Origin of the sequence: Gemella haemolysans ATCC 10379 (genome assembly GCF_000173915.1) — a bacterium.
Lineage (GTDB): Bacteria > Bacillota > Bacilli > Staphylococcales > Gemellaceae > Gemella > Gemella haemolysans.
This window is the reverse complement of the sequence record NZ_ACDZ02000011.1, coordinates 90,388-111,142: the sequence shown is the minus strand read 5'-3', so window position 1 is coordinate 111,142 and position 20,755 is coordinate 90,388. Positions and strand designations below refer to the sequence as shown.

At 31.0% G+C, this 20,755-nt stretch carries 22 protein-coding genes; 6 read left to right on the top strand and 16 right to left on the bottom strand.

What is annotated here, in order from left to right; translation table 11 throughout:
- Window positions 1-225: 225 nt before the first annotated feature.
- From topA to GEMHA0001_RS05015, 8 genes are all read right to left on the bottom strand, one after another.
- The gene (gene topA, locus GEMHA0001_RS05050) at window positions 226-2,277 is read right to left on the bottom strand and encodes a type I DNA topoisomerase (protein WP_003144692.1); all 2,052 of its coding nucleotides are present in this window, start codon (window positions 2,275-2,277) and stop codon (window positions 226-228) included.
- Between the two features lie 77 nt (window positions 2,278-2,354).
- Complete coding sequence (gene map, locus GEMHA0001_RS05045) at window positions 2,355-3,116, bottom strand: type I methionyl aminopeptidase (protein ID WP_004264431.1); 762 nt, start codon at window positions 3,114-3,116, stop codon at window positions 2,355-2,357.
- 11 nt (window positions 3,117-3,127) lie between these two features.
- Window positions 3,128-3,895 (bottom strand): TIGR01457 family HAD-type hydrolase, encoded by a 768-nt coding sequence (locus GEMHA0001_RS05040; protein WP_004264440.1) that lies wholly within the window; start codon window positions 3,893-3,895, stop codon window positions 3,128-3,130.
- Window positions 3,896-4,036: 141 nt separating this feature from the next.
- Window positions 4,037-4,813, bottom strand: a complete 777-nt coding sequence (locus tag GEMHA0001_RS05035) for a phosphotransferase family protein (RefSeq protein WP_004264292.1) — start codon at window positions 4,811-4,813, stop codon at window positions 4,037-4,039.
- Window positions 4,814-5,042: 229 nt separating this feature from the next.
- On the bottom strand, window positions 5,043-6,440 hold the full coding sequence (gene pepV / locus GEMHA0001_RS05030; RefSeq protein ID WP_004264337.1) for a dipeptidase PepV: 1,398 nt from the start codon (window positions 6,438-6,440) through the stop codon (window positions 5,043-5,045).
- A gap of 14 nt (window positions 6,441-6,454) precedes the next feature.
- A complete protein-coding gene (locus tag GEMHA0001_RS05025; protein WP_003144713.1) occupies window positions 6,455-7,162 on the bottom strand; it encodes a pseudouridine synthase in 708 nt (235 codons plus the stop codon).
- Window positions 7,163-7,167: 5 nt separating this feature from the next.
- Window positions 7,168-8,793, bottom strand: coding sequence for a putative polysaccharide biosynthesis protein (locus tag GEMHA0001_RS05020; RefSeq protein ID WP_224207456.1), 1,626 nt, complete (start codon window positions 8,791-8,793; stop codon window positions 7,168-7,170).
- Between the two features lie 35 nt (window positions 8,794-8,828).
- Complete coding sequence (locus GEMHA0001_RS05015) at window positions 8,829-9,011, bottom strand: hypothetical protein (protein ID WP_004264283.1); 183 nt, start codon at window positions 9,009-9,011, stop codon at window positions 8,829-8,831.
- Between the two features lie 232 nt (window positions 9,012-9,243).
- On the opposite strand from GEMHA0001_RS05015, the gene GEMHA0001_RS05010 reads away from it, so the two are divergent.
- Window positions 9,244-9,627, top strand: coding sequence for a MerR family transcriptional regulator (locus tag GEMHA0001_RS05010; RefSeq protein ID WP_003144662.1), 384 nt, complete (start codon window positions 9,244-9,246; stop codon window positions 9,625-9,627).
- Between the two features lie 46 nt (window positions 9,628-9,673).
- The gene (gene glnA, locus GEMHA0001_RS05005; RefSeq protein ID WP_004264335.1) at window positions 9,674-11,011 is read left to right on the top strand and encodes a type I glutamate--ammonia ligase; all 1,338 of its coding nucleotides are present in this window, start codon (window positions 9,674-9,676) and stop codon (window positions 11,009-11,011) included.
- Between the two features lie 98 nt (window positions 11,012-11,109).
- On the opposite strand, the gene trxA is transcribed toward glnA, so the two are convergent.
- The 3 genes from trxA to GEMHA0001_RS04990 all read right to left on the bottom strand — a co-directional run bounded on the left by trxA (window position 11,110) and on the right by GEMHA0001_RS04990 (window position 13,387).
- Window positions 11,110-11,415, bottom strand: a complete 306-nt coding sequence (gene trxA / locus GEMHA0001_RS05000) for a thioredoxin (protein WP_004264280.1) — start codon at window positions 11,413-11,415, stop codon at window positions 11,110-11,112.
- Between the two features lie 83 nt (window positions 11,416-11,498).
- Window positions 11,499-13,103, bottom strand: a complete 1,605-nt coding sequence (groL, locus tag GEMHA0001_RS04995) for a chaperonin GroEL (protein ID WP_004264485.1) — start codon at window positions 13,101-13,103, stop codon at window positions 11,499-11,501.
- Between the two features lie 8 nt (window positions 13,104-13,111).
- A complete protein-coding gene (locus tag GEMHA0001_RS04990) occupies window positions 13,112-13,387 on the bottom strand; it encodes a co-chaperone GroES (RefSeq protein ID WP_004264303.1) in 276 nt (91 codons plus the stop codon).
- A 338-nt stretch (window positions 13,388-13,725) separates the two neighbouring features.
- Between GEMHA0001_RS04990 and GEMHA0001_RS04980 the strand changes: the two genes are divergently transcribed.
- Complete coding sequence (locus tag GEMHA0001_RS04980) at window positions 13,726-15,087, top strand: NAD(P)/FAD-dependent oxidoreductase (RefSeq protein WP_197720166.1); 1,362 nt, start codon at window positions 13,726-13,728, stop codon at window positions 15,085-15,087.
- Window positions 15,088-15,130: 43 nt separating this feature from the next.
- On the opposite strand, the gene mtrB is transcribed toward GEMHA0001_RS04980, so the two are convergent.
- The 4 genes from mtrB to GEMHA0001_RS04960 form a co-directional block, all read right to left on the bottom strand.
- Window positions 15,131-15,334 (bottom strand): trp RNA-binding attenuation protein MtrB, encoded by a 204-nt coding sequence (gene mtrB / locus GEMHA0001_RS04975; protein WP_003146887.1) that lies wholly within the window; start codon window positions 15,332-15,334, stop codon window positions 15,131-15,133.
- An 18-nt stretch (window positions 15,335-15,352) separates the two neighbouring features.
- Entirely contained in the window at window positions 15,353-15,913 is a 561-nt protein-coding gene (folE, locus tag GEMHA0001_RS04970) for a GTP cyclohydrolase I FolE (RefSeq protein WP_004264307.1), read from the bottom strand.
- 70 nt (window positions 15,914-15,983) lie between these two features.
- Window positions 15,984-16,256, bottom strand: a complete 273-nt coding sequence (locus GEMHA0001_RS04965) for an HU family DNA-binding protein (RefSeq protein WP_003144688.1) — start codon at window positions 16,254-16,256, stop codon at window positions 15,984-15,986.
- 179 nt (window positions 16,257-16,435) lie between these two features.
- Window positions 16,436-17,449: an NAD(P)H-dependent glycerol-3-phosphate dehydrogenase gene (locus GEMHA0001_RS04960; protein ID WP_004264426.1), complete on the bottom strand. Its 1,014-nt coding sequence runs from the start codon at window positions 17,447-17,449 to the stop codon at window positions 16,436-16,438.
- A gap of 184 nt (window positions 17,450-17,633) precedes the next feature.
- On the opposite strand from GEMHA0001_RS04960, the gene GEMHA0001_RS04955 reads away from it, so the two are divergent.
- From GEMHA0001_RS04955 to GEMHA0001_RS04945, 3 genes are read left to right on the top strand one after another with little or no spacing between them, the layout of a single operon-like run.
- The gene (locus tag GEMHA0001_RS04955; RefSeq protein WP_003144653.1) at window positions 17,634-17,837 is read left to right on the top strand and encodes a hypothetical protein; all 204 of its coding nucleotides are present in this window, start codon (window positions 17,634-17,636) and stop codon (window positions 17,835-17,837) included.
- Between the two features lies 1 nt (window position 17,838).
- The gene (locus GEMHA0001_RS04950) at window positions 17,839-18,051 is read left to right on the top strand and encodes a hypothetical protein (RefSeq protein WP_004264364.1); all 213 of its coding nucleotides are present in this window, start codon (window positions 17,839-17,841) and stop codon (window positions 18,049-18,051) included.
- A 20-nt stretch (window positions 18,052-18,071) separates the two neighbouring features.
- Window positions 18,072-18,689 (top strand): DUF7489 domain-containing protein, encoded by a 618-nt coding sequence (locus tag GEMHA0001_RS04945; protein ID WP_003144709.1) that lies wholly within the window; start codon window positions 18,072-18,074, stop codon window positions 18,687-18,689.
- 108 nt (window positions 18,690-18,797) lie between these two features.
- On the opposite strand, the gene typA is transcribed toward GEMHA0001_RS04945, so the two are convergent.
- Entirely contained in the window at window positions 18,798-20,642 is a 1,845-nt protein-coding gene (gene typA, locus GEMHA0001_RS04940; RefSeq protein ID WP_003144717.1) for a translational GTPase TypA, read from the bottom strand.
- Window positions 20,643-20,755: the final 113 nt, after the last annotated feature.

Genomic DNA, 20,755 nt, shown 5'->3' with positions numbered 1-20,755 from the left:
TTTGTCAATAGATTTTTTGAAAATATCACCTTTTTTGTTGGATAAATGTTTTAAATTTTCTGACAATTTGTAGAAGTTGTAAGGGAAGTCTTTCTTTTAGAATTCTAATATAGCAATAATGCAATCATTTTCAAACGATTAATTTTATATAATAATAATATATCGCATTATAAACAAAAGGATTTGATAATTGAGAAGAATTATCAAATCCTTTTAATCTTTTTTCTATTTTTTTATTTCTTCTTTATAATCACAATGTCCACATAGAACACCTTTTTTCCCTTCATATAAGATATTCTCACATTTTGGGCAACTTCTATTTATAGGTTTATCCCATGAAACAAAATCGCATTCTGGGAATCCTTCACAACCATAGAATAATTTTCCTTTTTTAGATTTCTTCTCTAAAATCTCATGTTTCTTACATTTTGGACATACTACTCCAACTTTTTTTTGGATAGTATTAGTGTATCTACAATCAGGAAAGTTAGAACAAGCAATAAACTTACCAAATTTACCTAACTTAAATACAAGTGGTGAAGAACACTCTGGACAACTTTCTCCAGTAAATTCTTGTTTAATCTCTACTTTTTCCATTTCAGTTTCTGCTTTTTCAACATCTTTTCTAAAATTACTATAGAAATTAAATATAGTTTTTTCCCAACCTACTTTACCCTCTGCTATATCATCTAATTGACTCTCAAGATTAGCTGTAAACTTAGTATTTATAATATCAGGGAAATATTGTTCAGTTATTTTACTAACTAATGTTCCTAATTCAGTTGGTGTAAACACTTTATTTTGTAATTTTACATAGTATCTCTTTTGTAAGGTGTCAACAATTGTAGCATATGTTGAAGGGCGTCCTACTCCTAATTCTTCAAGTTCAGCTATAAGTTTAGCTTCAGAGTAGCGTGCAGGTGGTTGAGTAAAATGCTGTTCTTCTTTTATTTCTTTTATTTTAGCATCTTCTCCAATTTCAAATTCTGGTGCAAGTTTTACTTTTTCTTTTTCTTTCAATACAGATAAGAATCCATTAAACAGTAACTTAGAATGCGCTCCTCTATAGATAACTTTATTATTTTCAAACGTTGTTGTACTTGTTTCATGAACTGCAGCACTCATACGACTAGCTAAGAATCTTTCCCATATAAGTTTATATAACTTATATTGGTCATTTGATAAGTATTCTTTAATACTATCAGGTGTGAAATTAACATTTGTAGGTCTGATTCCTTCATGAGCATCTTGAACATTCTTGCTTGATTTTCTAGCTTTAACTGTTGATGCTAGATATTCTTTACCAAAATTGTTTAGTATATAATCTCTAGCCATTTTAACAGCTTCATCAGAAACCCTTGTCGAATCCGTTCTCATATATGTAATTAAACCGGTAACTCCACCTAACTTTTTAAGGTTAATACCTTCATACAATTCTTGAGCGACACTCATAGTCTTACGTGTTTTAAAGTTAATCTTTCTTGAAGCATCTTGTTGCATTGTAGACGTAATATAAACATTAGGTGCATTACGATTTTTATTAGTTTTCACTACATCGATAACTTTAAATACCTCACCTTTTATCGCTTTTCTTATTTTATCTACATCTTTTTTACTTTCAAGTTTAAGTTTTTCACCTTTATAAGAATAGAAATTAGCTGTTAAGACTTTTCTATTTTTTATAAAATCAATTGGCATAGACCAATATTCTTGTGGAACAAATTTTTGAATTTCTTCTTCCCTATCAACAATTAGTTTTAGAGCTGCATTTTGCACTCTTCCTGCTGATAGCTTTGGTTTTACTTTTTTCCAAAGTACAGGAGAAATATTATATCCAACTAAACGATCTAATATTCTTCTAGCTTGTTGTGACTGAACTAAATCAGTATTTATCTTACGTGGATGTTTTATCGCATCTTTTACCGCATCTTTTGTTATTTCATTAAAAACAATTCTGTTATCAGAATTATTATCTAATCCTAAAATATGTGCAATATGCCAAGCTATTGCCTCTCCTTCTCTATCGGGATCGGATGCTAGGAATACATTCTTTCCTTTGGCTTCTTTTTTTAAAGACTTAATTACATCGCCCTTCCCTCTTATAGAAATGTAATCCACATCTACATTTCCATTATCTAGTACCTCTACTCCCATTCTACTTTTTGGAAGATCTCTTACATGACCTTTTGAAGATATTACTCTATATTTTTTCCCTAGATATTTTTCAATAGTTTTTGCCTTAGAAGGAGATTCGACTATTACTAAATTTTCTGCCATTTACTTCTCTCCATAATTTTATAATAAGTAGTATCTTAAAACATTTTTATTAACTTGTCAACTTTTTCCATTAAAAATTAATCAATTTTAGTCAAAATTAATGGTTCAGCATTCTCTCTAACAACAATCGTATGTTCATATTGAGCAATATATGAACCATCATTCGCTACTAATTCCCATTCATCTCTATCTGAGTTTCCTACAGTTTTAGCCTTTGTTGAGACGAATGGTTCAACAGCTAAACACATACCATCTTTTAAGATTAGATTATCCCATGGATCAAAATAATTGAACACATGTTGTGGTTCTTGGTGTAATGAAGTTCCAATTCCATGACCAGTTAAGTTTTCAATTACTTCTAACTTATGTTCTTTTATTTTTTTATGTACATGTTTACCAATTTGGTTTATTTTTCTTCCTGCTATAGCATGTTTTATTCCTTCGTAAAAAGCTTCCTTAGCAACTTCACATACTTTTTCTTTCATTGGATCATCTACCTTACCAACAACAAAAGAAATACCTGTATCAGCATAAAATCCATCTTTACAACCTGATACATCAATATTAAGGAGATCTCCATCTTTTAATATTTTTGTACTAGAAGGTATTCCATGTGCTGCTTGATAATTTAATGAAATACATGTATATCCTGGAAAATCATACTCAGTAATTGGAGCAGATTTCGCTCCATATTTTTCGAATAATTCTTTAGCAATATTATCTAATTCTTTTGTTGAAACACCAGGCACTGCTTTTTTCACCATTTCATCGCGAATAGTAGCACAGATGAAACCTATTTCTTTCATTTTTTGTAATTGTTCTTCTGTTTTAATAATCATGAGTTCTCCTTTTATTTAACTAGTTCGAATAAATTTTTAATAGAATAAGTCGGTTTATGAGCTTTACTTTCTAAATCTTCTACACTTGTGACACCTGTTTGAACATGAATTGTATCTATTCCACCATTGATACCAGCCATAATATCTGTATCATAGTTATCCCCAATCATTACAATTTCATCTTTACTATAACTAAATAGATTTATAGCACTTTCCATGATGATTTTACTTGGTTTTCCTATGAAAGTGGCTGGTGTAGAAGTAGCATATTCTAGATACTTAACTTGCCCTCCGTTACTTGGCATAAATCCATTAGCTGTTGGTAATAACGTGTCTGGATTAGTTCCGATAAGTTCTGCTCCTTTTAATATAGCTCTAGTCGCAATAGCAAGTTTATCATATGAAAGTTTTCTATCAAGACCTACTACAACTGCGTCAACACAATCTTCATTTTCTTTTTGGTTAAATGAACTTAAAGTGTTTTTCAAGCCACTTTCACCTATTACATATAAATTTTTATATCCCTTACCTTTAAGATAAATTTTAGTAGCATCACTTGATGTAAATACGTGCTCTTCTGATGTGTCTATATCAAAATTTTTTAAGTGTTCAGCAACCTCTTTAGGTTGTCTAGTTGAATTATTAGTTAAAAACAAATAGTCGATGTTATTTGTATTTAGATAATCAACAAACTCCTTTGCATATTTTATCTTTTTATCACCATTATAAATAGTACCATCTAAGTCTATTAGATATAATTTATATTGTTTTACACTCATTACATCTCTCCATTAATTTCATTTATCATAATCTATTCAAATATTAGCTTCTTATTATAAGAATAAATTACGCAACTATTTCTATTTTACACCGATTATAAAAAAAATAAAAGCATTAATTAGGATTTTCCTACTTAATGCTTATATAAAATCGTTAAAAATACTATTTAAAAAGACTAACCACGAGTTCATTTCTGATAATTGTTTCTTCTCATGATACCAAACTATCATTATGACAGATTGTAAAGTTATATACCATTTTAGTCTATTTCTATACTTTATTGTCGGTTCTTGCCCATAAATTTTTAACCATTCATTCCATTCATTTTGTGGAATATATCGATATAATACAAATGAAATATCAATAGCAGGGTCACAAAGTATAGAGTGTTCCCAATCTACTAAAAATAACTTACCTTGATCTGAAAGTAACCAGTTATCTTTATGTAAATCCGTGTGACAAGGTGTATATTCTACATCGTCATCTGGTAAACACTTTTCTAAATAATTTAATGCATCGATAATATTATTATTTTTTCTAAGGTCATCAGCAATAATTGATTTTAAATTACAAAGCGATCTAGCTGCTGTTTCTTCAGCATAACCTTGAGCTTTCATAATTCTTTTTAATTTTGATGATCCATGCACTTTTTTCAAAATTTCAGGTATACGTTTGTCCGTCATATCTTCCGTATTTAACGTTCTACCATTTTCAAAATCTTGTGCGATTAATACATCTCCATTACTAATTCGCTTAGTCCATCTTAATCTAGGTACAATACCTTCTGCAGAAAGAGTTGCTATCATCGGAGTAGTATTTTTTTTTATAAAGTAACGTTGATTATCTCTCGAACAAAAATAATCTTCGTTATATGTATCATCTAAAGTCCAGCCCATCTGATAATATTCTTTAGACATATTTTATACTGCTCCTTTCTTCAATCTCTTTTTAAAAATTATAATGCACTATATATTTTACATTCTTTAACCTTTTTTTTCAAGATACTATTTTTTTACTAAAATTAAAAATCTCAAAGATATTATAATTTATATATACAAAAATTAGAATTAATATCTTCGAGATTGCTTATTATCTTATTTTTTACAAAATAAACATTATATCAAATAAATATTTTTATAAAATTTATTATTCACAACAAAGTTTGTAAATTCCTTCTGCATAAATTGCAGTAGCTAATAATAAATCTTCTACTTCTAAATATTCATTTGCTTGATGCATAGTATCTTCTTTATCAGGGAAAAGTAATCCAAATGCAACACCTTTTTTAAGGCAACGTGCATATGTTCCTCCACCTAATACAAACGCATCATTTTTAGTATCCCCTGTATGTTTTCTATAAACATCCATTAACGTAGTTACTAATTCATCATCTTTCGGTACATAATGCGCTTCTTTAGTACTTGTAACTTCAATATCAATATTATCTACCTTAACTCCATTCAATCTAGCTACTAAATCAAACTTCATAGGATGACGACAATCCGTTGAAACAATACCAACCTTTTTCAATAAATCATAATCTATAATACCATAGTTATATGTAGCTTCTCCCATTTCATTATCAGAATAATCAATTCCTAATTTTTCGCCGAATGGATCATTAGCAAGTTTTTCTACTATATAATCTACAAAGTTTTTACCATTATTATCTAGTCCTAATGTACTTAAAAATTCTGCTAATTTTGTTGCACCATTAACTCCATATTGTGGTGTTGATCCGTGTGCTGCTTTTCCTTTAAGTGTAAGTTTAATTGTATCTTCAACAGTAACTTCACCATCTAGTTTTTCTAGTACTAAGAAGTTTTCAAATTTTTCTTTAATATCTGATACTTCACCAACTAATTCAGCTTTTGCACTGGCAATAACCATATTTAAAACTTGACCACCATTAAATTTAACAAGTTTATAATTATAGTTGCCATCTTCTACCACAAATTTCAATTTGTGATCGAAAGTTGCTCTTGCTTTTTCAGCATACACTAATGGGAACATTGCATCTGGTGTAAATCCAGATGCTGGTTGTTCTTCGTGTTTAAAGTACGCTTCAACACATCTAAATCCAGTTTCTTCATCACTTCCAATAATAACTCTTACACGTTTATTCCATTTTACACCAAGTTTATCCAATAACTTAACCGCGTAATAAGCTGCCATTGTAGGCCCTTTGTCATCTAATGACCCACGAGCAAATATTTTACCATCTCTTATTTCTGGTTTAAATGGATGACTAGTCCAGTCTGCTTCTACTACAGGTACCACATCAACGTGACCAAGAATACCAAATAATTCTTCACCTTGCCCTACTTCAATATGTCCAGCTTTATTTTCTACTAATTTAGTCTTGTAACCATCACGTTCACCAAAAGATAAAATTAGGTCTAATGCTTCTCTTGGTCCGCTTCCAAATGGAGTTTCCTCAGTTATATCTGTTCCTAAAATTGAACGTACACTCAATAACTCAAATAAATCTTTAAGTAAGTCCTCCTTATGATTAAGAACCTCTTTTTTAAAATCGATACTCATTATATATCCCTCCGTTATTTATTTAATTTATTTAGTTCCTCTTCTGTTAAATATCTATAATCACCTAATTTTAGATTCTCATCTAATTTTAAACTACCAATAGATAATCTCTTTAAATATGTTACTGTTGTCCCTAGTGATTTCATCATTCTTTTCACTTGATGAAATTTCCCTTCAGTTATGTATATATTTGCTTTACTCTCATCCTCGTTGCTTTCTAGTATTTCTAATTTAGCAGCCTTACATTTATATCCATCTTCTAGTGTTACACCAGCTTCAATAATTGGAAGATGCTCCTCTTTCAATTCTCCACTTACCTCAACATAGTATTTTTTTACTACATCTTTTTTGGGAGATATCAATCTATGAGCTAACTCTCCATCATTCGTCAGCAACATAAGTCCTTCAGTATCCTTATCAAGTCTACCGACTGGAAATACTTTGTGAATGCGATCTTCTTCTTTTAAAATATCCACAACTGTTTTTTCAATCGCATCTTCTGTTGCAGATATCGTATCTTGCGGCTTGTTCATCATAATATAGACATATTTTTGATAAACCAACCTTTTTCCATCTAAAATTACCTGATCATTAATCTCATCAACCTTATAATCAGGACTCTTTATTAATTTGTCGTTAATTAATATCCCCTTTTTAATAACTTTTTTCGCTTCTGCTCTACTTAATGTCGTAGTTGTACTAATAAATTTATCTAGCCTCACTATTCTTATCTCCTTAATCTTCTTAAAGATGAAATTTTAATCTTTCTTCCAAATAAATATTCATCGAATTTCATCATAGTTATACTGAAGAAATAGATAACAATACCAAAGATTGCACAAATCATAATTAGTATCATACTTGAAATTTTTGATTCAATAACAAAATTAGATAATATCGATTCATAAATAGCTGCAACAGTGATAAACATGATAAAGCAACTACTTAAGATTATTAAAAATCTAGATAGGAACTCAAAAATTTTAAGTCTAACCGCTGTATTTATAATAACTAAGTTTATACTAATCATCACAAGGTAAGTTGTGATTGAAGATAAAATTACACCATTCGTCTCAAATTTCATAACAAATGGAGTAATAGTTACGTACTTAACTACTAACCCCACTATAATCGCTGCAAGATTTAATAGTTGCTTATTTACAGCTTGCATAATTATACTTGTTAAACTATAAATAGAATATAGCACTGCTAGAGGTAAATAAAATCTTAGTAAATCAGCATTTTCTAAACTTCTACTATAAAAAGCAGAATAAATTGGATCAGCAAGAACATACATTCCAACTAGAGCTGGAAGTACAATCATCATTAATGACAAAATAACTTTATTAATTTGACTACTAACAGTGATTCTATCACCTTGGGCAAACAATCTAGTAATAGAAGGTAAAAATGTACTAGAAAACGCTGGAGCAATAGCAACTGCAATCATTACTACTTTATTAACAAGCTGTAATGCTGAGAATCTTCCATCTACAATATCCGCTTTCCCTATTTCTGTCATCCCATGAATAAAATTATGTTGGTCTATAATATTTAGAATTGGAAATAGACCTACTATAAATATAAATGGTATAGAAACTGAGAAGAATTCCTTCACTAATGCTGATGTTGAAATGTCAAGTTGTACTTCATCATCTTCTATATTAAAATCTAAACTTCGTCTATTTTTAGAATAAAAAAAGAAAAGTGTAATTAAAGAAAAAACAGCTCCAACTGCAGCTGCAAATGTAGCACTAACATTCCCTTCAACTACTCCATATCCTAGTACCTTCATAATGAAATATGTTGCACCTAACATAAAAGCAATTCGAGCTACCTGTTCAATAAATTGACTCAGTGCTGAAGGCAACATTATCTCGTGCCCTTGGAATAATCCTCTAAGACCTGAAGATACTAAAACTAATGGAATACCAAAACTTAAACTTTTAAGCACCAAGGCACCATCTTGTGGAGTAAATTTTTGTTGATTACTTATAAGAATTTGATCAGATATAAATCCTGAACCAAAAAATAAGATACAAAAACCAACTATCCCCATTACTACTAGTAACCAAGATCCTAGTTTATAAATTCTTCTACTAACACTATATGCTCCTATTGCATTATATTTGGCAACCAATTTCGCTATTGCAAGAGGTGTTCCTGCTCCAGATATCTCAAGTATCGTAGCATAATAACTATATCCGTAATTGAATAAAGCCATTTGCTCCTCTCCACCAATTATCTGATAAAAAGGAATAAGATATATCGCACCTAAAATTTTCGTTAAAATCAAACTTAAACTAAGTATCGCAGTCCCTTTAAACAAGGAATCTTTTTTCAAAATTTTCACATCCAAACTTAATATTTAATTGTAATATATATTTTTTATAAGTATAAATATTGATAGCAGTATACTAATGCAGTAATTAAACTGTATGCAGCCACCAATTTCAATACTTTATCCATACGTCTTCTTTTTATTTTATTATTTGCTACTAATACTATGTATGAACCCAGTAGTAATACAAAAGTTATAATAAAAACTATAACAGATAAGAATATCGCCATACTATCATCCTTTCTTTTTTATATAACCTTATTTTATCATGATTTTGAAAAATTTTAAACATACTTTATTCTATAATTATAAAAAACATATCTAAAACCCCTTATTATATTTACGTAATTTTACGATGTAAGGTTTTCTAACATACACTTTATTTTATTTACTTTTTTTGTTATCATATCTATATAGATATAAAATATTTATTTCACAAAATCTTATTAGAGAGGTACTATTATGGGGTTTAAAGAATTACAAAAAAATCTTCCAGTTTTTTCTATAAGTGTAGTAACAAAAATTACTCAACTTACTGCAAGACAAATAAGATACTATGAAGAAAAAAAACTCTTCACTCCAAAACGTACTGAAGGTAATACTAGGCTTTTTTCTTTTAATGATATCGATAAATTATTAACTATTAAAGACTTAATTACAAAAGGCTTTAGTCTAAAAGCTATCGATGAAATTATTAACAAAAAAGAAGTACCTGCTGAAACAACTCAAATCAGACAGATTATCCATAACGATATTTTCGCAGGACCAAATGGTTTGCCTAGAGAACGCTCAATTGGACGTGGTGATTTATCTAGATTTTATAACAACAAAAACAATAAATTTTAGTGTTAGATTTTTTTACAATAATTTTCTACAAAATAAGGAGAACAACATGGCTAAAACTATTACTAGAGAAGAAATAATTAAAAGAATTGAAGATGAAAACGTTAAGTATATTCGATTACAATTTACTGACATTACTGGAACAATCAAAAATGTAGAAGTACCTGTTAGTCAAATTGAAAAAGTATTGGATAATAAAATGATGTTTGATGGTTCATCTATTGAAGGTTTTGTACGAATCGAAGAAAGTGATATGTATCTTTACCCTGATTTAAACACATTCTTAGTATTTTCTTGGGATAGCGAATACGGTAAAGTAGCTCGTTTCATATGTGACGTTTATACTGTAGATGGAAAACCTTTTGCTGGTGATCCACGTGGTAACTTAAAAAGAACGCTTGAAAGAATGAAAAAATTAGGTTTTGATACTTTAAACCTAGGACCAGAACCAGAATTTTTCTTATTTAGACTTAAAGAAAATGGTGAACCAAGTTTAGAATTAAATGATAATGGTGGTTATTTCGATCTTGCTCCTGTTGATTTGGGAGAAAACGTACGCCGTGACATCGTTCTTGAACTTGAACGCCTAGGATTTGATATTGAAGCAAGTCATCACGAAGTTGCTCCAGGTCAACACGAAATTGACTTTAAATACGATGATGTAATTTCAGCTTGCGATAACATTCAAACATTTAAATTAATTGTAAAAACTATTGCTAGAAAACACGGTTTACACGCAACATTCATGCCAAAACCAATTTTTGGTATTAACGGATCTGGAATGCACTGTAACGTTTCTATGTTTAGTAACGGGGAAAACAGTTTTTATGATGAAAACAGCGAAAATGGATTAAGTGAAGTAGCATCACACTTCATCGCAGGAGTTCTTAAACACGCTCGTAGCTTCACAGCTGTATGTAATCCAACAGTTAACTCATATAAACGTTTAGTACCTGGTTATGAAGCACCTTGTTATGTTGCATGGTCTACTTCAAATCGTTCACCTCTAGTTCGTATTCCAGCTGCTCGTGGAAAATCTACACGTGTAGAAGTTAGATCAGTAGATCCAGCTGCAAATCCATACTTAGCAATGACAACTATCTTAGCGGCAGGTTTAGATGGAATTGAAAATAAACTAGTTCCAGCGCCTGAAGTTAAAAGTAATATTTATGTTATGACTCGTGAAGAAAGAATAGAAAACGGTATAGATGAATTACCTTCAACACTATATACAGCACTAAAAGAATTATCAACTTCACCTATTATGAAAGATGCATTAGGAGATCACATCTTCTATAACTTTATAGAAGCAAAATCAATCGAGTGGGATTCATTCAGAACTCAAGTTACCGATTGGGAAATTGATCAATATTTAAAAAATTATTAATTAAATAAAAGCAAGAAGTAGCTTAACATCAAGCTATTTCTTGTTTTCTTTTTACAAAAAAAGCTACGAAATTAATTTTTCGTAGCTTAATTTTTTTATTAGAATTTAGATAGTAATTCTACTAATGCTTCTTTTGGTTGGTATCCAGTTTTTTCTTCTAGTACTTCACCATTTTTCATGATTAATAGTGTAGGAATTGACATAATTCCAAATTCACCAGCAGCTTCTTGATTTTCATCAACATTAACTTTGTAGAATTCGATGTTTGAAAATTCGCCAGCAACTTCTTCTAATACTGGAGCTAACATTCTACATGGACCACACCATGGTGCCCAAAAGTCAAATACTTTTACACTATCAGTTTTTGATAATTCAAAAAATTCTTTATCTGTGATTTCTCTCATTGTTTCTATCTCCTTTATTACTTATGAATTTATTTTATAATATCATAGCCAATTATTCAAATTATTTGTTTTAACTATTAGTTTTACATCATTGGCATTTGCGGTTGCATCGGTTCACCCTTATCAACATCAGCAACAACAGCTTCTGTTGATAAGAATAAACTTGATACACTCGCGGCATTTTGCAATGCTGAACGCGTAACTTTCGTTGGATCAACTATTCCAGCTTTTATCATATCAACCCACTCTTCAGTAGCAGCATTAAATCCATACCCTACTTCAACCTCTTTAAGCTTTGCTACAATAACACTGCTTTCTAATCCAGCATTTTCTGCAATTTGACGAACAGGAGCTTCTAAAGCTTTTTTAATAATATTAATTCCAGTTTGTTCATCACCTGTTGCTTCTAATTTTTCAACTTCAGAAATTACTTGAACTAGCGCTGTTCCTCCACCTGGAACAATACCTTCTTCTACAGCAGCTCTAGTAGAATTTAAAGCATCTTCAATTCTAAGTTTTCTTTCTTTTAGTTCAGTCTCTGTAGCAGCACCGACTTTAATTACTGCTACTCCACCTGATAACTTCGCTAATCTTTCTTGTAATTTCTCACGATCGAATTCAGAACTTGATTCTGCATAAAGTGCTTTAATTTGTTGTGTTCTACTTTCAATCTTTTCTTTATCACCTTTACCACCAACAATAACAGTGTTATCTTTAGTAACATTTACTTTAGCAGCCTTTCCAAGCATTGTTATGTTAGCATCTTTTAATTCTAAACCTAAATCATCAGTAATTAATGTTCCACCAGTTAATATAGCAATATCTTCTAAAATAGCTTTTCTTCTTTCACCAAATCCTGGAGCTTTTACAGCTACAACATTAAATGTACCACGTAATTTATTTACAACAAGTGTCGCAACAGCTTCCTGTTCAACATCATCTGCAATAATTAATAAAGGTTTAGCTGCTGCAACTACTTCTTCTAATACTGGTAAGATTTCTTGAACAGCACTGATTTTTTTATCAGTAACCAGAACATAAGGGTTATCTAAATCAGCAATCATTTTCTCTGTATCACTTACCATGTATGGAGATAGATATCCTCTATCAAATTGCATTCCTTCTACTACTTCTAAAGTTGTATCAAGCGCTTGTGATTCTTCAATTGTTATAACACCATCATTACCAACTTTATCCATAGCTTCAGATATGAATTTTCCGATTTCTTCATCAGCTGCAGAAATAGCACCTACTTGAGCTATTTTATCTTTAGAATCTACCGTTACGCTAATTTCACGAAGGCGCTCAACAGCAACTTTCACCGCTCTTTCCATACCTTTTCTTATACCGATAGGATTAGCTCCACTAGTGACGTTTTTTAGCCCTTCAGTTATCATAGCCTGTGCAAGAATTGTTGCAGTCGTAGTTCCATCACCTGCGATTTCATTTGTTTTATTAGCAACTTCAGCTACTAACTTAGCCCCCATATTTTCATATGGATCTTCTAATTCTATTTCCTTGGCAATTGATACCCCGTCATTAGTAATTAGTGGCGAACCAAATTTTCTATCTAAAACCACATTTCTTCCTTTTGGTCCTAATGTAATTTTGACAGCATTTGCTAATTTATCCACACCAACTTTCATCGATTGGCGAGCATCTTCTGAAAATTTTAATTCTTTAACCATGTTTCCTCCTAATCTTCAATAACAGCTAGAACTTCTTCTTCGTTTACTAAATAGTATTCTTCATTTTTAAAATTAACTTTTTTATAATTATCTGAAAATACTACTTTACTTCCTTCAGAAAGTTCTCCGTCATTATCTTTTGATAATAAACAACTATCTCCTAAAGCAACTACAATCGCAATATTTGAAGTTTCTTCTTTTGAAGCTAAAACTATTCCACTAGTTGTTGCTTTTTCTTCCTCTACTTTTTTTAATAATACATTATCAAATAATGGTTTAATCATATTAATAACCTCTTAAAAATTTTTTCTGTATTTTTCTTTGTCTACTGAAATATATAATAAAACAAAAGTCAAAAAAAGTCAAATCAAAATAATTATTTCCAAATAATATAAACTGACCCTATTATTCACCATGTTAAATATATAACATAAATCAATATAATTAAATGTATAATAATACAAAAATAAAGCGATAACAAAGCTATTTTTATCATTTTTCTAATGCATATTATTTTTATATTATAGCAATATATGTTATAATGCTATTTGTATAATCAAAAAATAGTAATTATACGGGAAAAATTCAAACATTATAAATAATATTATTAGGAGGAAAATGTATGAAATACGTAGTTGTTGGAACATCTCACTTCGGATACGAAGCTGTTCAAACTATTTTAAAAAACGAGCCTAATGCTGAAATTCATTTATATGAAAGAGGCGCTGGGGCTTCATTTATGGGTTGAGGTAGCCAATCTTATTTAGATGGGACATCTAAAGCGTTATCCGAACTACACTTTGCAACAGAGGAGTCTTACCGTTCTCAAGGTATTAACATTCACTGTAACAGCGATGTTGTAGGATTAAATTCAAAAGAAAAATACGTTGTTGTTAAAACAGCAGATGGTGAAGAAAAACAAAGTTACGATAAATTATTATTAAGTCCTGGTGGAGCAGCAATTAAGCCTCCATTCGAAGGAATTGAATTAGAAAACATCCACACTTTCCGAGGACCAGAAGATACTCAAGATGTATATGATTGTATGCAAAACAGTAAAAAAGCAGTTGTAGTCGGTGGTGGGTACATCGGTCTTGAAGTAGCAGAATCTTATGCTAAACACGGTATCGACGTAACTGTTGTTGACTTTGCTCCAAGAATCTTAAACACTTATCTAGACCAAGAACTTACTGATATTCTTACTGAAGAAGGTGCTAAACACAACCTTAAAGTTCGTGGTGGGGAAAAAGTTCTTTCATTCAAAGGTGAAAACGGAAAAGTTACAGCTGTAGTAACAGACAAAGGTGAATACGAAGCAGATACAGTAATCGTTTCTGTTGGTGTTCGTCCAGATGCATCTTGGTTAAATGGAGAATTAGAAATGACAGAACGTGGTTTTGTTGTTACTAACGAATACTTAGAAACATCTGCAAAAGATGTATACGCAGGAGGAGATTCAACTCTTCTTCCATATGCTCCAACTCGTGGAGAATTACCAATAGCTCTTGCTACTCTAGCTCGCCGTCAAGGTGTAGTTGCTGCATTAAACGCTATGGGTACTAAAACTAAAATGCCTGCAGTAAATGGTACTTCTGCATTATCATTCTTTGATTACAAATTTGTAAGTACTGGTTTATCTCAAAACGGTGTTGGTCTATATGATGGTAAAGTAGCTTCTAAATATGTAGAAGAAAGAATTTACCCAGACTTCATGAGAAAAGAAAATAATTTAGTTCACATGAAAATCTACTTCGACGAAGATACGCACAGAGTTCTAGGAGCTCAATTTATGTCTAAACATGACGTATCTAGTGCTATCGCAGCATTATCTATAGCTATCGCAGCAGAATGGACATTAGAACAATTAGCACTTGCTGATATATTCTTCCAACCAGAATTCGACCGTCCATGGCACTTCATTAACGTACTAGCTATGGCAGCTCTAGACTACAAACTAGGTGGAGCAGACAAATTACTATTCTAGTAAAATGATAAAAAGTTCGCAGAAAAATTTCTGCGAACTTTTTTTATTCTGAAATTACTTGATCTAAATTTGATACTATTCTCGCTCTTCCCTGTACTTTAAAGTTTACGATATTATCAAAAATATTTAGAATAATAACTTCTCCCTTATTTAGTATCTCTAAAGCTTCTTCATTATTCGTCTTTTTCGTAATTACTTTTACATTATCGACTTCTGCTCTAATAATAATATAGCTACTTTCTTTCATAATCTACTCCTGTTAATACTATAACTTAATTTTATATTGAATATCCTTAACTAATTCTGTATCCTCTAAGAAAACACCAGTTTTCTTACTTGTCACTGTTTTAGAACCAATTTTCTTAATTCCACGCATAGCCATACACATATGTTCAGCTTCTATAATTACATAGACACCTTTGGGTTGTAATTGTTCTTCTATTGCATTCACTAACATAAGTGTCATATCTTCTTGAATTTGAAGTCTACGACTTGCACTTTCCACAAGGCGTGCTAATTTACTAAGCCCTGTAATTTTCTTATTATTTGGTACATAAGCTATGTGACAAACTCCATAAAAAGGTAACATGTGGTGTTCACATAAAGAATAGAACTGAATATCCTTTACTAAAATAGGTTCATCATTATCTGATTCAAAAAATGTATTGATTTCCTCTTTTGGATCAACATTTGTTTTAGATAATAACTCTTCATACATTTTTACACATCTTTTTGGTGTATCTAATAATCCAGCTCTAGATGTATCTTCTCCAATATTTTCTAATAATGTTTTTATAAGTTCTTGTGATTGTTCTTTATTTTTCAAAGCTATCCTCCATTTTTTATAAAAAAAAGAGCTACTAAGTAGTAACTCCTCTTTTTGAATTAAATTGTTATTATTTAACTGCATCTTTAAGAGCTTTACCAGCTTTGAAAGCAGGAACTTTGCTTGCAGCGATTTCAATAACTTCGTTAGTTTGAGGGTTGCGTCCTTTACGAGCAGCTCTTTCTCTTACTTCAAAGTTACCAAATCCGATAATTTGGATTTTTTCACCTTTAGCTAAAGTTTCTTCAACTGTTTCTACGAATGCTTCGATAGCTGCAGTTGCTTGTTTTTTTTGTAGTCCTGATTTCTCAGCAACTTTTGAAATTAATTCTGATTTGTTCATTAATTCTTTACCTCCATTATTGAGTAACGGTTCTCCCGTTTCACTTATTAAATATTACCATATAAATCGCTAATAATCAAGGTTTTATTACCGAATTTTAGCGTTTTTTAAGCATTTTTGCAATATTTTTAACAATTCTTTCGATTTTTTCTATTTATACAATAATATATAGACTGATTTTACTCAAATTTGTTTAATTCTTCTGCAGCCATTTTATTCATAAGGTTATTTACACAATCCTTAATGCTTAATCCTTCATAAAGAACCTTATAAATATTTTCAGTTATAGGCATATAAACGTCGTATTCTTTTGATAAGAAATAGCAAACTTTTGTAGTTCGTACTCCTTCAGCTACCATGTCTAATTTTTCAATCGCTTCTTTTAATGAATATCCTTGTCCTATTAAATAACCGCAATTATAGTTTCTTGAATGTTTAGATGTACATGTTACTACTAAATCACCTATTCCTCCAAGTCCTAAGAACGTCATTTCATCAGCTCCTAGTTTTTTTCCTAATCTCGTTATCTCAATTAGTCCACGTGTTAATAATGCTGCTTTGGCATTATCACCATATTCCATTCCATCAATCATTCCACATCCAAGAGCAATAATATTCTTAAGCGCTCCGCCAACTTCAACACCAATTATATCTTTATTAACATATATTCTAAAATATTTATTGTGGAATATCTCTTGAGCTATTTTATTTAATTCGTCATTTTTAGATGCAATAGCAACAACTGTAGGATTTCTTAATATTAATTCTTCTGCATGAGAAGGACCACTTAATACCCCTACTCCTTTTAATTTAACACTATCAATTTCATCAGATATAACTTCTGACATTCTCTTATTAGTTTCCATCTCTAAACCTTTAGAAACATGGATAATAAACTTAGGTCGTTCTAAATATTTATTAATATCTCTTGCTACTTCTCTCATCACTTTTGTAGGGACTGCTATAACAATTACATCTGCAAATTCTACTGCTTCTTTTAAATCGCTAGTAGCAATCACTTCTTTTGGTAAAACAGCATTTTTTAAATACCTACTATTAGTGTGATTTTCATTAATTTCATCTCTCGACTTCTCACTTCTTGAATATAAGCGTAATTCATGACCGTTATCAACAACTGCTTGTGCTAACGCAGTTCCCCAACTTCCCGAACCTATCACAGATATTTTCATCATTCTGCCCTCACTATAAATTATTGTTACTTTAATTATATCAAATTTTCTAAAAATATACATTAATTTTACTTATAAGTATCATTTTATCTTAACCAAAAATCCAAATACTATAATATCTACTATACTATTCTTTTCTTTAAAATTATGTTATAATTTAATCAGAATAAATAAAGGAGGTAATTTTATGAATTGGTTTGAAATTACTCTAATCGATGGAAATCGAGGATTAATTAACTTAAACAATATCGTTGATATTTGGAAAGGTCTAAACGACGAATATGCTACTATTTCTCAAGTAAATGGCGAAGAAATTGAAGTACCAGCATCAGAATATGATAGACTAAAACGTGCATTAGATATGAAAGGATACGTATTAGGAGGATTCTAATATGGCTAGATTTTTAAAAATATTTCTTACTTTATTATCAATTACTGCAATTGCTATAGGATTATATTATTACTTCAATGGCTCTTTTTCATCGACAAATGATGATCAAGTTGATGATAAAACTAATATAGAAAATATAGTGAAAAGCGATTCATCTTCTCAAGAAAAAATTGAAGGAACTGTAGTAGCTAAACGTTCTACAGAAAACAACTAATTTTGCGAAAGGATTATACTATGAAAAAGAATACTTTAAAAAAACTAACAAGCTTATTTCTTACTTCGACACTTATTTTTTCTACATTAAGTGGATCAAGTATAAATATAGTAGAAGCAAAAGGTTCTTCAGCAAGACCTAGCGCATCAAGATCAAGTTCTAAGCCTAGTTCTTCTAAACCATCTAGTAGTAAGTCAAGTTCTAAACCTACTACATCCACTGCCAGCAGTAAACCAACTACAGGTACTAAAAAGAACTTTTCAAATAGTATAAATGGTTCATATAACAAAGACTACAATAGCTACAATAATCAAGGATATAAAAGACAATATACAGATTATTTAAACAATAACTATAGAAATAGTGGTTTCTTCTCAGGTAGTACGATAACTAACGCTCTTTTATGGTATACGCTATTTAATTCAGCTACATCACACAATACTGTTCAGGCTAGCGATAAACAAAAAGAATTAGTGGATAACGTTAAAGATTCAAAAGTTCCAGTTTATATGCTTGAAATTAAAACTAAGGATGGTGAAACAAAACACGTTACCGTTACAAAAGAACAATATGAAAAAGTTAAAGAAGGAGATAATATCTCTTTAGATAACGGAAACTTAGAAATTAAAAATCAATAATAGTTAATCTTGTCCAAGAGTATACGAATACTCTTGGACATTTTTAAATTGATCATATAATATAAAAAACTTTCGAAATAGTTACCTACTTCGAAAGTTTCTTTATTTCTATTCTTCTGAATATTTAGCTTTACGAGCTGCTTTTTCACGGGCTGCTTTATCTAACTCTTTTTTACGTAGACGAATTGACTCTGGAGTTACCTCTAGATATTCATCATCACTTAGGTACTCAAGACTTTCTTCTAAAGTCATGATACGAGCTTTTTTAAGTGTTACTGTTTGGTCCTTAGTTGAAGAACGTACGTTTGTTTGAGCTTTAGCTTTTGTGATGTTAACTGTTAAGTCATTTTCACGGCTGTTTTCTCCAACAATCATACCACCATATACATCAGTACCTGGTTCAATAAATACTGTACCACGATCCTCTAAACTTGAAATAGAGTACGCTGTAGCTTGACCATTTTCAAGAGCTACTAATACACCATTACGACGTCCACCAACACGTCCTTTTTGCATTGGTTGGTAAGAATCGAATGTGTGGTTAATAATACCATATCCCTTAGTCATAGACATGAATTCTGTAGAGTATCCGATAAGCCCACGAGCTGGAACGTTAAAGATAAGACGAGTTTGTCCATTTCCATCAGCTTGCATATCTACCATATCACCTTTACGTTGACCTAATGATTCAATAACAGCACCAACACTTTCATCTGGTACATCAACTTGAACACGTTCAACTGGTTCACAATCAACACCATCGATGTTACGAATAATTACTTCTGGTTTAGATACTTGAAGCTCGTAACCTTCACGACGTAAGTTTTCGATAAGAATAGATAAGTGAAGTTCTCCACGTCCACTTACTACCCAAGAATCACTTGTATTAGGTTCTACACGTAATGAAACGTCTGTTTCTAATTGTTGCATTAATCTATCTTCTAATTTACGAGCTGTAACAAATTTACCTTCTTTTCCAGCAAATGGTGAGTTATTTACTAAGAAAGTCATTTGTAATGTTGGTTCATCAATGTGAAGTACTGGTAATGCTTCTTGGTGATCTGTTGGACAAACTGTTTCCCCAACGTTAATATCATCCATACCACTTACTGCAACGATATCCCCTGCATACGCTTCTTGAATTTCTTCACGTTTTAATCCAAAGTAACCAAAAATCTTAGTTACACGGAAATTTTTAACTGATCCGTCAAGTTTCATAAGAGAAACTGATTCTCCTACTTTCATACTTCCACGGAATACACGTCCAATACCGATACGTCCAACATAATCATTATAGTCTAATAATGCTACTTGGAATTGAAGTGGTTCATCTCTATTATCTTTTGGTGCTGGAACGTAATCAATTATTGTTTCATATAAACATTGCATGTTTTCTTCTTGCGCACTTGGATCACTCTCTAAAGAAGCTGTTCCGTTAATTGCTGATGCATAAACAACTGGGAATTCAAGTTGCTCATCATTTGCACCTAATTCGATAAATAAATCAATAACCTCATCTACTACTTCCTCTGGACGGGCTGATGGTTTATCAATTTTGTTTACAACCACGATTGGTTTTAAGTTTTGTTCTAAAGCTTTTTTAAGAACGAAACGTGTTTGAGGCATTGTTCCTTCATAAGCATCTACTACTAAAAGAACACCATCTACCATTTTCATGATACGCTCTACTTCACCACCGAAGTCTGCGTGTCCTGGTGTATCAAGAATGTTAATTCTTTTACCTTTATAATCAATAGCTGTATTTTTTGCTAGGATTGTAATTCCACGCTCTCTTTCTAAATCGTTAGAGTCCATAGCTCTTTCTTCTACGTGCTCATTTGAGCGGAAAATTCCTGATTGTTTTAATAGCTCATCAACTAATGTAGTTTTACCGTGGTCAACGTGGGCTATAATCGCAATATTTCTAACATCGTCTCTTAATTGTACTGACATTTTTATCTCCTTGTTCTTACTTTATAAAATATATGTAATCTAAAAATTCATATATTATTTAATCTAACTTATCAATAATACCACTATTTTTCTTTATTGTAAACAAATATACT